This window comes from Flavobacterium sp. (assembly GCF_049318325.1).
Lineage (GTDB): Bacteria > Bacteroidota > Bacteroidia > Flavobacteriales > Flavobacteriaceae > Flavobacterium.
The window spans coordinates 17,919-31,424 of sequence record NZ_JBMOGQ010000013.1 but is presented as its reverse complement, the minus strand read 5'-3'; the positions used below and the strand labels follow the sequence as shown (position 1 = coordinate 31,424).

Genomic DNA, 13,506 nt, shown 5'->3' with positions numbered 1-13,506 from the left:
AACCCAGGACCCCATCATTAAAAGTGATGTGCTCTACCGACTGAGCTATCGAGTCTTTTTCTTTTCTTTAATACTTTCACTGGCCTATATTTTTGTATAAGTTCAGTGATAAGCCTTGTGGCTTAATTGCGGGTGCAAATATAAGGCCTTATTATTTATATTTCAAAGCAATTTTATTATAAATTTGGCTTTTTTTGACAAAGAGTGTTAAAGACTTAATTTATAAGGTTTTATTGCGATGAAGAAAGTTATTTTGATTGGTTATATGGCTGTTGGCAAGACCAAAATTGCTAAGTTGCTTTCAGAAAAAATGGCCCTAAAACATGTTGACTTAGATAATTTAATTGAAAAAAAAACCAATTTAACGGTTGGTGAACTCTTTAAACAGAAAGGTGAGATTTACTTTAGAAAAGTGGAACATGAAATTTTCAAAGAAGTTATTCAGAATGATGATAACTTAATCATTAGTACTGGAGGAGGAACACCATGTTATGCCAATAATTATTTATTTCTGAACGGTAAAAATTATACTTCAATTTATTTGAATGCTTCTTTGTCTGTAATTTTAGACAGACTTAAGTCAGAAAAAATAACGAGACCACTTGTTGCCAATAAATCCCAAGAAGAATTAAAAGAATTTGTTGCAAAGCATTTATTTGAAAGGAGTTATTTCTATAACCAAGCTACTTTTAAGGTAGATATTGACAACAAACTTCCCGAAGTAATAGTTGAAGAAATTCTTCAATTATTAGACTAAATAAGCATGATTATTATTGTCTTCAAATACAACTTGTACATGTTCCATAAAAGAAGTTGATAGTGAAATCCCTTTGAAATCTGCTTTTACCGGAAATTTTTTATGATTTCTATCCACTAAAACGGCTGTTTTAATTTTTTTAACGGGTATTTCTAAAAAATGTTTGACACCATATATTAGTGTTGAACCTGAATTTAATACATCATCAACCAATACTATATTTTTATTTTTGTATGTTTCCTTTGGAATTGAAGTGTTTATTTCAGCAAATGGATTTTGTTTGTCAATTTTAATTTCACATAAAATGACATCTAAATCAGATATGGTTTTTAGAATTGCACCTATTTTTTCTGCAAAGACATAGCCATTAATTGCAATACCAGCTAAAATTATTTCTTTTTCTTCAGCAAAAGTTTCAAAAATTTGATAGGCAATTCTTTTAATTTTATGATCTATTTCAAGATGGTTAAGAATAATATTTTGGTTCATCGTGATGTTTTTTCAAAGATAAATAAATCGACTTAAATGACATTTCAATAAATATTTTTTTCTAATCAATTTTCTAAATCAAGACCATCCAAATCTCTTCTGTCTTTTTTTGTTGGTCTTCCCGTTCCTGTTTTGCGATAATGTTCTTTAGAAAGTTTAAGCATTTCAAGATGCGCAAAAGTTTCCGGAGGTGTTTCGTCTTTCCGATAGATATCGACCAACTTTGCTCCAACACGATTTTGTGGAATTTCTAAAACACTTATCAAATAAGTAATTTGATCTTTTCTAAAGGTAATTTTATCCAAAGGGAAGACCTCTTTAGAAGGCTTTGCTATTTGACCATTTACTGTGATATGATTTTTTTTGCAAGCTTCGGTCACCATGTTTCTGGTTTTATAATAACGAACACACCATAAATATTTATCTACTCTCATTTTTTTTCAAAAATCAACGTTAAATTGTTTACAAAAATAAATCAATATTGTATCTTGCGAGCTTAAAATTTAAACAATAATGAATAACTTTTTCAAAATTATTTTTCTTTTTACATTAGGTTTAATTGTAATTTCTTGTTCTAAAGATGATAATAATAATGTAGCTCCTCCTCGTGATTACGCTGAACAATACATAAAAGATATTGCCAATATCGAAACCTATATGAAAACGCATTATATGGAAGTAATCAATAATCCAGGTGCAACAGAAGATCAAAATGTTACTTTTACTTTAATTCCGGAAGGCGGAACACAAACCTCAATTTGGAACCAGACTACTTATCCTATACTTACTAGATATGTTTCTGTTAATCAAAACGATGTAGATATTACTTATAAAATTTATTATATACAATTAAGACAGGGTACAGGAGCTAATAGCAATTCACCATCTAATGTAGATAGAGTATTAACTTCTTATAGAGGAGAATATATTTTTAGCAGTACAGAACAAGTTAATGGAGTGGACGTAACGACTATCAAATCAGATGAATTTGAAGAATCGATTAATCCTCAAAGCTATTTTAACTTGACAAGTGTAATAAGAGGCTGGAGCGAAATATTTCCACAATTCAAATCAGGATCTTATTTAGGAAACCCTGATGGTTCTACATCCTATTTTGATTTCGGTGCCGGTATAATGTTTATTCCATCTGGTTTAGCTTATTTTGGTAGTGCAACAGGAGGAATACCTTCTTATTCCCCCCTAATATTTAGTTTCAAATTATACGAAATCCAAAGGGTGGATCATGATGGAGATGGTATTTTTTCCTATCAGGAAGATCTGGCAACTTCGACTTTAAATAGTGATGGTACTTTTACTGTTATTGAAGGTGTGCCGGATGGATATGTGTATAGTTTAGATAAAGACGTTGTAAATCATGATGATACTGATAGGGATGATATACCGGATTTTTTAGATGTTGATGACGACGGTGATTTCTTTACTACCAAAAGTGAAATTAAAAATCCAATAACAGGAATTGCCTATCCTTTTGCAGATATACCAACTTGTGGTGGAACTGGAAATGGAAAGAAAAAATATTTGGACCCAAGTTGTCACGGTCAACCATAAACTGAGTTGACAAGAAAATAATAAAAAATCCCGTCTCGTTTTTTAACTAGACGGGATTTTTGTTTTAAATAGGAGTAAACTATTTTCTCTTGATTACTCTTTCAGTAGCTTCTACAATCGCCTGGTTGTTTAACTTGTATTTTCCCATCAATTGTTCAGGAGTGCCGCTTTCTCCAAAGCTATCGTTTACCGCTACAAACTCTTGTGGTTTTGGATTATTCAAAGCCAAAACTCTGGCAACACTTTCACCCAATCCACCCAAGAAATTATGCTCTTCGGCTGTAACAACGCAACCTGTTTTTGCTACCGATTTCAAAATGGCTTCGTCGTCTAATGGTTTAATGGTGTGAATATTGATTACTTCTGCCGAAATGCCTTTGGCTTCTAATATTTCTGCAGCCAATAGCGCTTCCCATACTAAATGTCCTGTGGCAATAATAGTAACATCGGTTCCTTCGTTTAATAGTATTGCTTTCCCGATTATGAAAGGTTCGTCAGCCGGAGTAAAGTTTGGCACCACCGGACGACCAAAACGCAAATAAGCGGGACCATGATGGTCTGCTAGAGCAATTGTTGCTGCTTTGGTTTGGTTGTAATCACAGGTATTAATAACTGTCATTCCAGGTAGCATTTTCATCAATCCAATGTCTTCTAAAATTTGGTGAGTCGCACCATCTTCGCCTAATGTTAATCCAGCATGCGAAGCGCAAATCTTCACATTCTTATCAGAATAAGCTACAGATTGGCGAATTTGGTCATAAACCCTTCCTGTTGAAAAGTTCGCAAAGGTTCCTGTAAACGGAATTTTACCTCCTATAGTTAAACCTGCAGCAATTCCAATCATATTTGCTTCTGCAATTCCGATTTGGAAAAAACGTTCCGGATGATTTTTCTTAAAATCATCAAACTTTAACGAACCAATTAAGTCGGCACAAAGCGCAACTACATTCTCGTTTTTTTGTCCAAGTTCGGTCATTCCTGCTCCGAAACCTGAGCGTGTATCTTTACTTCCTGTGTTTGTGTATTTTTTCATTGTTTATAGTTGAGTTGCTCTTTTGTAATTGTAAGTGTTGTGTTTATTTTTTCTATTTTATTTAGCTCAAAAGTTCTTTTTAATCCATGTTTATATTCAAATAAAATTCGTTTAGGAGTTTTATCTCCTAAAAAAGATAAATCTCTATCATCGAAATATTTTTCAGAGAAAAACTTTAATAAATTATAATTAAAGACGAAGTTGTTTTTTTCAATTTCAATTTTAATTATATCAATAATTTTCTTTTTGCCATTCGGGTTAATTTTAAACTTTGAAATTAAGATTTTTGAATTGTTATAGTCTAACTCTTTTTTATCAAATTCAAATTTAACATTTGGATTCTCATTAAAAAAAAGTATGGGAGTCTTATTTCGTGTGCACAAATATTCAAATTTATTTTCATCAGTTTGTTTATAACAATTCTGAGTCTTAGAATTAAAATCAATTATAGAACATTCTGTTTTGTCGTTTTCATTTGAATTAAAAAAAAATACGTATCCGTTATCTTTTGAATTTATCATGAAAAGTAATTTTCCTTCATTTGCTTTTTTTGTTGATGAATAACTATATTCTATTAATGTATCAAATACATAATCTTGGCAAAAAATATTTTGACAGAACAGGAATAACATTATGTAAATTAAATTTCTCATTTATTCTTGAATTTTATGTCTTCTTCTTTTACTTCAAAGTCAACATCAGTATCTTTGATTGAAACTAAATCAAAATTCAAATTACAACCTTTATTACATCGGTATTTTATAGAGCTTGGTATGTTATTTTGAGAAATAGTAAAATCAAGACAATCAAGTTGTCGGTGATGTTGTAGAATAGTTGTTATTGTATTTAAAATCGGAACATCAATTGGTTTTAAAATAAATGTATACTGATAATCAATTCGTTTCTTTTTTTTATTTGTATAATTAATCGCTTCAATTTTAGTGTATAACGAATCTAATTTGATTTCGTTTGCAATAAAATTTTCACAATTAACCTCATGATTTGTTGGGGAAAATTTCCAAGAATATTCATAGGTAAAATCAGTAACATCTTTTAAACTCTCTAAGTAATATTTGTGAGACATTTTCGCATTCTTATCTATCAAATAACAATTCATCTCATTGCCCCAACTACTGCTAACAAAGTAATTGGATTGGTTCTTGGAGTTAATAAATATAGATAAATATTGAGTGTTATTGTTTTCTATGTCTGTTCTAGTGTATAAAATAGCTTTGTCGAAATGATACACCTGACAAAAAATATTTTGACAAAAAAGGAAGAGTGCTATCAAAAAGAGTTTGTTCATCCAAATTAATAATCTCCTAAAGTTTCTGCGTTCTGAGCCAATCCGATTGCTAATTGTTCGTCATTTGGTGCTTTTCCGTGCCACGCGTGGGTGTGCATCATAAAATCGACACCATTGCCCATTACTGTATGTAACAACACACAAACTGGTTTTCCTTTGCCGGTTCTGCTTTTGGCTTCTTCCATTCCTTTGATAATGGCTTCGATGTTATTTCCTTCAGTAATCTTTAAAACATCCCAATCAAAGGCTTCGAACTTGGCTTTCAGATTTCCCATATTCAAAACATCAGTAGTAGCACCATCAATTTGTTGCCCGTTTAAATCTACTGTTGCAATTAGATTGTCTACTTTTTTAGCAGACGCATACATAATGGCTTCCCAATTTTGTCCTTCCTGTAACTCACCATCGCCTGTTAATACATAAACTAAATGAGCATCGTTGTTTAATTTTTTGGCTTGTGCCGCCCCAACAGCCACTGATAATCCTTGGCCCAAAGAACCTGCTGCCATTCGCACTCCAGGTAAACCGTCATGCGTTGTTGGATGACCTTGTAAACGCGTATTAAGTTTTCTAAAAGTAGCCAATTCCGAAACAGGAAAATAGCCACTACGAGACAAAACGGAATAGAAGATAGGAGAAATATGACCATTGGATAAGAAGAAAATATCTTCTCCAATTCCGTCCATACTAAACTCTGGATTTCGTTTCATTAGTTTTTGGTACAAAACGGTTAAAAACTCAGCACATCCTAAAGAACCTCCAGGATGGCCTGAATTTACAGCGTGTACCATGCGAAGAATGTCTCTTCTTGTTTGTGTTGTAAAATCGTGTAAATGTTGTGTGTTAGACATTTTTTGTAGTTAAAAATTAGATGCTGTCAAAAGTAATTCTAATTTTCACCAATGACAAAAACTTTATTTAGAAGTTATTAAAAGTTTTGAGTATTGTTTTTGTTGTTAAATAAATCCATAACACCGAATTCAAAACTTATAATTCTTTTATCTTTGCGAGCTGTAAAATGTCCTTATGAAATTTGATTTATTAGTGAATGACCCTAATTCAAAAGCACGATCTGGAAGTATTACTACGGATCACGGTGTAATTGAAACCCCCATATTTATGCCTGTTGGGACTGTTGCCTCGGTTAAAGGAGTGCACCAACGCGAATTGAAAGATGAAATTAATCCCGATATTATTTTGGGAAATACCTATCATTTATACTTGCGTCCACAAACAGCCATTTTGGAGCAGGCTGGAGGCTTACATAAATTCATGAATTGGGATAGGAATATTTTGACCGATAGTGGTGGTTATCAAGTGTATTCGCTTTCGGCTAACCGAAAAATTAAAGAAGAAGGGGTAAAATTCAAATCGCATATAGATGGTTCTTACCATGTATTTACTCCGGAAAATGTCATGGAAATCCAACGAACTATTGGTGCCGATATCATTATGGCCTTTGACGAATGTACTCCTTATCCCTGCGATTATCGCTATGCTCAAAAATCGATGAAGATGACGCATCGTTGGTTGGACAGGTGTATAAGTCATTTAGAAAAAGTGCCTACCAAATATGGTTTTGATCAGACTTTTTTCCCAATAGTTCAAGGAAGTACCTTTAAAGATTTGCGTCAGCAATCGGCTGAATATATTGCCAACGCAGGCCAACAAGGAAATGCAATTGGCGGACTTTCAGTTGGCGAACCGGCTGAAGAAATGTATGCAATGACCGAAGTAGTTTGTGATATTCTTCCTGAAGACAAGCCACGTTATTTAATGGGTGTTGGTACACCAATAAATATATTAGAAAATATAGCATTAGGAATTGACATGTTTGATTGCGTAATGCCAACACGTAATGCCCGTAACGGAATGTTATTTACCGCAAACGGAACGATTAACATTAAGAACAAAAAATGGGAAGCCGACTTTTCTCCACTAGATGAAATGGGATACACTTTCGTGGATACGGAATATACCAAAGCCTATTTGCGTCACCTGTTTGCTGCCAATGAATATTTGGGAAAACAAATTGCTACGATACACAATCTAGGTTTCTATATGTGGTTGGTTCGTGAAGCAAGAAAACATATATTAGTGGGAGATTTCAGAACATGGAAAGACATGATGGTAAAAAATATGAGCCAACGTTTATAGGTGATTCTTGGATACGGTTATTCGGTTATTTGTAAGTGTATACAAATACCAAATAACCAAATAACCAAATTGACACAATGTTAAAAATAATTGACAAATACATTCTCAAGCGCTACTTAGGAACATTCATAGTAATGTTGCTAATGTTTATTCCTATTGGGATAGTGATTGATGTTTCGGAAAAAGTCAATAAAATGATTGAGAATCAAGTTGCATTCTCAGCTGTTGCCAAATATTATCTAGATTTTACCATCTATTTTGCCAATTTATTATTTCCTATATTTTTGTTTCTTTCGGTGATTTGGTTTACCTCAAAATTGGCAAATAATACTGAGATTATTGCCATTCTAAGTTCCGGAATTTCTTTTTCAAGATTTCTAAGACCCTATATTATTGGAGCTACAATTGTATCGCTATTTGCTCTAGTAATGACTATCTTTTTATTACCTAGAGCAAGTGCAGGTTTTAACAGCTTTAGGTTGACTTATCTAAGTAATTCAGGTGTAAGTGCCATGCGTGATGATAACTCAGATGTGTTTCGTCAAATAAGTAAGGACGAATATATTTTTGTGAGTAACTATAATAATGTTTCTAAAATGGCTTTTAATTTTTCGATGGAAAAATTTGAAGGCGATAAGTTGAAATATAAGTTATTAGCTAGCCGAATCAAATGGAATGAAAAAGACAGCACATATACGTTGTATAATTATAACAAAAGAAAAGTAGGGGAGTTTGGCGACATCATCGAATCGGGGGAAGTGAAAGATACCGTTTTTAAATTTGACTTAGAAGATTTAACTCCTGTAGTTTTCATTGCGGAAACGTTGCCATTAAACGAACTCACTAAATTTATTGAAAAAGAAAAAGCACGTGGTTCCTCAAATATCAATGTGTATTTGGTAGTACTTTATAAAAAATATAGCATACCGGTTTCGGCATTTATTCTAACAATTATTGCTGTTGCCGTATCGTCTATGAAACGCAGAGGCGGTATGGGAACCAATCTGGCTATTGGAATTATTTTGGCATTTGCTTTTGTCTTTTTGGATAAAGTTTTTGGCGTCCTTGCCGAAAAATCTTCGGCACCACCATTACTAGCAGTTTGGACTCCAAATATTGTATTTGGAATTTTAGCAATTTACCTACTACGAAATGCCAAGCGATAACCTTAAAAGTTATTTGCATCTCCATTTAATAGTATTCATTTGGGGATTTACAGCTGTTTTGGGAGCTTTAATTACACTCGATGCATTACCATTGGTTTGGTTTCGAATGCTATTCGCAGTAGGCTTTATAGCTGTTTATTTGATGTATAAAAAAAAAGCACTTAGAATTTCCACAAAAACGGCGCTTCAATTTTTATTTGCAGGATTAATCATTGCACTACATTGGTTCACTTTTTTTAAAGCCATCAAGATTTCTAATATTTCTTTGACTTTGGCCTGTTTATCAACAGGAGCTTTTTTTACATCGCTACTAGAGCCTATACTTTATCGAAAAAAAATCGTTTGGTACGAGGTTTTCTTTGGATTACTAGTAGTTTTTGGATTGTATATTATTTTTAATGTAGAAGGAAATTATTTTTACGGGATGTTAATCGCTTTGTCTTCGGCTTTTCTTTCAGCTTTGTTTGCGGTTATTAATAGTAAATTTGTGAAAGAACACGATCCCATTGTAATCTCTTTTTATGAATTAAGTGGAGGCGTAGTTTTTTTCACTTTTTTATTAATGTTTTCACATAGTTTTTCAATAACCTTCTTTTCGCTTTCTACAAAAGACTTGATGTATTTAATGATATTAAGTTCAGTTTGTACTGCCTATGCGTTTATAGCTTCTACTTCCATAATGAAATTTCTCAGTCCATATACTGTAATGCTTACCATCAATTTAGAACCTATTTACGGAATAATTTTAGCAGTTTTAGTATTTAAAGAAAAAGAGCGAATGTGTTTTGAATTTTATATAGGAGCGATTATTATTTTGCTAACTGTATTGCTAAATTCATTCATAAAAAGCTATAATAAGCGAAACTAAATCAGTACAAGCATATCATTAATTTTGTTTACAATAAACTGTAAAAAGTACTTTTTATCATAATATTAAATTTTATATTTGTCGTTAGATTAAATCAAAACGAACTAACCCTATGGAATATTTAGATTTTGAACTTCCTATCAAAGAACTTGAAGACCAACTCGATAAATGCCAGATAATTGGTGCCGAATCAAATGTAGATGTCACTGCAACCTGTAAACAAATTGAAAAGAAATTAGAGGAAACCAAAAGAAAGATTTATAAAAACCTTACCGCCTGGCAGCGTGTACAATTATCCAGACATCCTAATAGACCTTATACTTTAGAACATATTACAAATCTAACTAAAGGTACTTTTTTAGAACTTTTTGGAGACAGAAGTTTTAAAGACGATAAAGCAATGGTTGGTGGTTTAGGCAAGATAGATGGACAATCGTTTATGCTAATTGGTCAACAAAAAGGAATTAATACCAAAATGCGTCAGTTGCGTAATTTTGGAATGGCAAGCCCGGAAGGATATCGTAAAGCTTTGCGTTTGATGAAAATGGCAGAAAAATTCAACATTCCGGTTGTAACTTTAATTGATACTCCGGGAGCTTTCCCTGGATTAGAAGCTGAAGAAAGAGGACAAGGTGAGGCAATTGCTCGTAACATCTTTGAAATGTGTCGTTTAAAAGTACCCATTATTTGTGTTATAATCGGTGAAGGTGCATCTGGTGGTGCATTGGGAATTGGAGTTGGAGATAGAGTTTTAATGATGGAAAACACTTGGTATTCGGTTATTTCTCCTGAATCTTGCTCGTCTATCTTATGGAAAAGTTGGGAATACAAAGAACAAGCAGCTGAATCATTGAAACTGACTTCTACCGATATGAAAAAAATGAAATTAGTAGATGATGTCATTCCGGAACCGCTTGGTGGAGCGCATTACGATAAAGAAACAGCTTTCAAAACAGTGGAACAATATATCATGAAAGCATTTAATGAATTGAAAGATTTATCAACAGTTGATTTGGTAGCGCAGAGGATGGATAAATACAGTAAAATGGGTGAATATAAAGAATAATTTCTTACAAATTATATATGAATCCGGAGCCCAATGGTTTCGGATTTTTTTTTGGTTGTTAACAAAAAAAAGAAACTTATAAACACAATTTCGTGATAACTCAATTCAAATAAACCTTTCAAAATAGTTACATTCGCTTCATGGAAAATCTCAGAAATATGAACCCTATAAAAGTAGATAAAACTACTATTATAAATTTGGAAAAAGGAAAGCTACCACCACAAGTGCTCGACCTAGAGGAAGCTGTATTAGGTGCTATGATGATTGATAAAAAAGGTGTTGATGAAGTTATTGATATTCTGCAACCTGATGCTTTTTATAAAGAAGCACACAAGCATATTTTTGAAGCTATTTTTCAGTTATTCACAGATTCTCAGCCTATTGATTTGTTAACAGTTTCGGCTCAGCTTAAAAAGAGCGCTAAATTAGATTTGGCTGGCGGCGATTTTTATTTGATTCAACTAACACAAAAGATTTCATCTTCGGCTCACATTGAGTTTCACTCGAGAATTATTTTACAGAAATATATCCAACGAAGCTTAATCAAAATTTCATCCGAAATCATTGAAGAATCCTATGATGAAACTACCGACGTATTTGATTTACTAGACAAAGCGGAAACTAAATTATATGAAGTAACACAAGGAAACATCAAACGAAGTTCTGAAACAGCTCAAAGTTTGGTAATCCAAGCAAAGAAACGAATTGAAGAAATAGCTAACAAAGAGGGTTTGAGCGGAATAGCCACCGGTTTTGAAAAGCTAGACAAAATAACTTCGGGTTGGCAACCATCTGATTTGATTATTATTGCTGCTCGTCCCGGTATGGGAAAAACAGCCTTTGTACTTTCTATGGCAAGAAATATAGCCATCGATTTTAAACAGCCTGTGGCATTGTTTTCACTAGAAATGTCATCTGTACAGTTAATTACGCGTTTAATTTCTTCAGAAACCGGTTTGTCTTCAGAAAAATTAAGAACCGGAAAACTCGAAAAGCACGAGTGGGAACAGCTTTCAACTAAAGTAAAAGATTTAGAAAAAGCACCATTGTATATTGATGATTCGCCATCGCTTTCTATCTTTGATTTAAGAGCTAAAGCACGTCGTTTATCATCGCAACACGGCATTAAACTTATCATTGTCGATTATCTTCAGTTGATGACAGCTGGTGGAAGTAACGGTAAAGGTGGCGGAAATCGTGAGCAAGAAATTTCAACCATTTCCAGAAACTTAAAAGCCTTAGCCAAAGAATTAGAAGTTCCGGTAATTGCATTATCGCAATTATCACGTGCTGTTGAAACACGTGGTTCAAGCAAACGTCCATTGCTTTCTGACTTACGTGAATCGGGTGCAATTGAGCAAGATGCTGATATAGTTTCGTTTATTTATCGCCCTGAATATTACAAAATTGACGAATGGGATGATCAAGAACAAACGCCAACTGCCGGTCAGGCCGAGTTCATTATTGCAAAACACAGAAATGGTTCTTTGGAAAATATCCGTTTGAAATTCATAGGAAACTTAGGTAAATTTGATAACCTCGAAGAATTTGGTAGCGCCTTTGATGATTTACCGTCGAAAATGAATCACGATGACAATCCGTTTTTGACCAAAAATTTACCATCACCCAACGAAGCTTTTGGAAGCAATATTAATTCCAATGACGACGATAGCGAAGTTCCGTTTTAAAAATTCAATACTCTCTTAAGTTGTAATTAGAGGATTTTTTTTGTGATTTTCTTCACAGTAAAACTATTATCTTTGGCATTAAATTACTTAAAAATGGTTTTAAAAAAATCGGTATATTTTTTATTCTTCCTTGTTTCCTTTGGAGTTAAAGCCAATTTTATTTTGCTTCCAATGGATGAAACTACCCAAAAAAATCACCTTAAAGCATACGGAATTACTTATTGGGCTTTGGACAAACAATACAAAGCCAGTTGGTTACTAAACTATCGCGGCGGTTCATTTTTGTTGCCCGATGTTGCCGAAATTAGAAAAGAATGCCAAATCCGAGGTGTAAGTTTTGAGATTTTATCAGATGCGGAGGAAGCATCAATTTTAGCAGATATTTCAAGTCCATCACAAAATATGGAATCGGTTGTATTGGAAAAAGCACCAAAAATTGCCGTTTATTCTCCACCGGGAAAACAGCCTTGGGATGATGCGGTTACTATGGTATTGACTTATGCCGAAATTCCGTTTAAAGTAGTTTACGATACAGAAGTTTTGAGTGACCAATTGTTATTGTATGATTGGCTTCACTTGCATCATGAGGATTTCACCGGCCAATACGGAAAGTTTTACGGAGCTTATAGAAATGCGCCATGGTACATCGAACAAAAGAAAGAAGCTGAAGCCTTAGCAACAAAATTAGGTTTCACTAAAGTCTCTCTAGATAAATTGGCTGTAGCCAAAAAGATTCGGGATTTTGTAATTGGCGGCGGATTTATGTTTGCCATGTGTTCCGCAACGGATAGTTTTGATATTGCATTGTCTGCAGAAGGCGTAGATATTTGCGAACCTATGTTCGATGGCGATGATAGCGAACCAAACTACCAATCTAAAATTGATTATTCAAAAACCTTTGCTTTCAAAAATTTCATTTTAGATAGAAAACCAGAGCACTATGAATTTTCAGATATTGATATGACAGAAAAACGCAGAGTTCCGTTTGAGAAAGATTATTTCACCTTAATGGAATTTTCTGCAAAATGGGATGTCATTCCAAGTATGTTATGCCAAAATCACACCCAATTAGTCAAAGGTTTTATGGGGCAAACTACGGCTTTTGATAGCGAGTTGATAAAATCTAGTGTATTGGTTTTAGGAAAAAACGAATTGAATGATGAAGCGCGTTATATTCACGGACAAAAAGGAAAAGGTTTTTTTACATTTTATGGTGGACATGATCCTGAAGATTACCAACATAGAGTAGGAGATGAGCCAACCGTTTTAGATTTGCATCCCACTTCTCCGGGTTTTAGGTTAATTTTGAATAATGTCTTATTTCCTGCCGCTAGAAAGAAACCACAAAAGACGTAGTTATTAGTCTCAATATAAAATCCCAAATTCCAAAATAAGTTTTCGGAATTT

Annotated in this window: 14 protein-coding genes; 8 read left to right on the top strand and 6 right to left on the bottom strand. The window is 33.4% G+C overall.

Annotated elements, in window-relative coordinates; all coding sequences use genetic code 11:
- Window positions 1-238 precede the first annotated feature (238 nt).
- The gene (locus tag ACOYLP_RS02690; protein ID WP_422854634.1) at window positions 239-757 is read left to right on the top strand and encodes a shikimate kinase; all 519 of its coding nucleotides are present in this window, start codon (window positions 239-241) and stop codon (window positions 755-757) included.
- On the opposite strand, the gene ACOYLP_RS02685 is transcribed toward ACOYLP_RS02690, so the two are convergent.
- Both ACOYLP_RS02685 and ACOYLP_RS02680 read right to left on the bottom strand, forming a co-directional pair.
- Window positions 749-1,246 (bottom strand): phosphoribosyltransferase family protein, encoded by a 498-nt coding sequence (locus ACOYLP_RS02685; RefSeq protein WP_422854633.1) that lies wholly within the window; start codon window positions 1,244-1,246, stop codon window positions 749-751. The genes ACOYLP_RS02690 and ACOYLP_RS02685 overlap by 9 nt on opposite strands.
- Before the next feature lie 65 nt (window positions 1,247-1,311).
- A complete protein-coding gene (locus ACOYLP_RS02680) occupies window positions 1,312-1,680 on the bottom strand; it encodes an RNA-binding S4 domain-containing protein (protein WP_422854632.1) in 369 nt (122 codons plus the stop codon).
- Window positions 1,681-1,759: 79 nt separating this feature from the next.
- On the opposite strand from ACOYLP_RS02680, the gene ACOYLP_RS02675 reads away from it, so the two are divergent.
- Window positions 1,760-2,815 carry an FKBP-type peptidyl-prolyl cis-trans isomerase gene (locus tag ACOYLP_RS02675; RefSeq protein ID WP_422854631.1) on the top strand — a complete coding sequence of 352 codons (1,056 nt, stop codon included), beginning with the start codon at window positions 1,760-1,762 and terminating at the stop codon, window positions 2,813-2,815.
- 79 nt (window positions 2,816-2,894) lie between these two features.
- On the opposite strand, the gene ACOYLP_RS02670 is transcribed toward ACOYLP_RS02675, so the two are convergent.
- From ACOYLP_RS02670 to ACOYLP_RS02655, 4 genes are all read right to left on the bottom strand, one after another.
- A complete protein-coding gene (locus ACOYLP_RS02670; RefSeq protein WP_422854630.1) occupies window positions 2,895-3,848 on the bottom strand; it encodes a transketolase family protein in 954 nt (317 codons plus the stop codon).
- On the bottom strand, window positions 3,845-4,369 hold the full coding sequence (locus ACOYLP_RS02665) for a hypothetical protein (RefSeq protein ID WP_422854629.1): 525 nt from the start codon (window positions 4,367-4,369) through the stop codon (window positions 3,845-3,847). Before ACOYLP_RS02665 ends, ACOYLP_RS02670 begins: the two co-directional genes overlap by 4 nt.
- A gap of 128 nt (window positions 4,370-4,497) precedes the next feature.
- Window positions 4,498-5,097, bottom strand: a complete 600-nt coding sequence (locus ACOYLP_RS02660) for a hypothetical protein (RefSeq protein ID WP_422854628.1) — start codon at window positions 5,095-5,097, stop codon at window positions 4,498-4,500.
- Window positions 5,098-5,159: 62 nt separating this feature from the next.
- Entirely contained in the window at window positions 5,160-6,005 is an 846-nt protein-coding gene (locus tag ACOYLP_RS02655; RefSeq protein WP_422854627.1) for a transketolase, read from the bottom strand.
- A 175-nt stretch (window positions 6,006-6,180) separates the two neighbouring features.
- On the opposite strand from ACOYLP_RS02655, the gene tgt reads away from it, so the two are divergent.
- From tgt to ACOYLP_RS02625, 6 genes are all read left to right on the top strand, one after another.
- The gene (tgt, locus tag ACOYLP_RS02650; RefSeq protein ID WP_422854626.1) at window positions 6,181-7,311 is read left to right on the top strand and encodes a tRNA guanosine(34) transglycosylase Tgt; all 1,131 of its coding nucleotides are present in this window, start codon (window positions 6,181-6,183) and stop codon (window positions 7,309-7,311) included.
- Between the two features lie 77 nt (window positions 7,312-7,388).
- Window positions 7,389-8,477 (top strand): LptF/LptG family permease, encoded by a 1,089-nt coding sequence (locus ACOYLP_RS02645; RefSeq protein ID WP_422854625.1) that lies wholly within the window; start codon window positions 7,389-7,391, stop codon window positions 8,475-8,477.
- A complete protein-coding gene (locus ACOYLP_RS02640) occupies window positions 8,464-9,345 on the top strand; it encodes a DMT family transporter (protein WP_422854624.1) in 882 nt (293 codons plus the stop codon). The genes ACOYLP_RS02645 and ACOYLP_RS02640 overlap by 14 nt, the downstream gene beginning before the upstream one ends.
- 112 nt (window positions 9,346-9,457) lie before the next feature.
- On the top strand, window positions 9,458-10,411 hold the full coding sequence (locus tag ACOYLP_RS02635) for an acetyl-CoA carboxylase carboxyltransferase subunit alpha (RefSeq protein WP_422854623.1): 954 nt from the start codon (window positions 9,458-9,460) through the stop codon (window positions 10,409-10,411).
- A gap of 140 nt (window positions 10,412-10,551) precedes the next feature.
- Window positions 10,552-12,099: a replicative DNA helicase gene (gene dnaB, locus ACOYLP_RS02630; protein WP_422854622.1), complete on the top strand. Its 1,548-nt coding sequence runs from the start codon at window positions 10,552-10,554 to the stop codon at window positions 12,097-12,099.
- A gap of 93 nt (window positions 12,100-12,192) precedes the next feature.
- Entirely contained in the window at window positions 12,193-13,455 is a 1,263-nt protein-coding gene (locus ACOYLP_RS02625; protein WP_422854621.1) for an asparagine synthetase B, read from the top strand.
- Window positions 13,456-13,506: the final 51 nt, after the last annotated feature.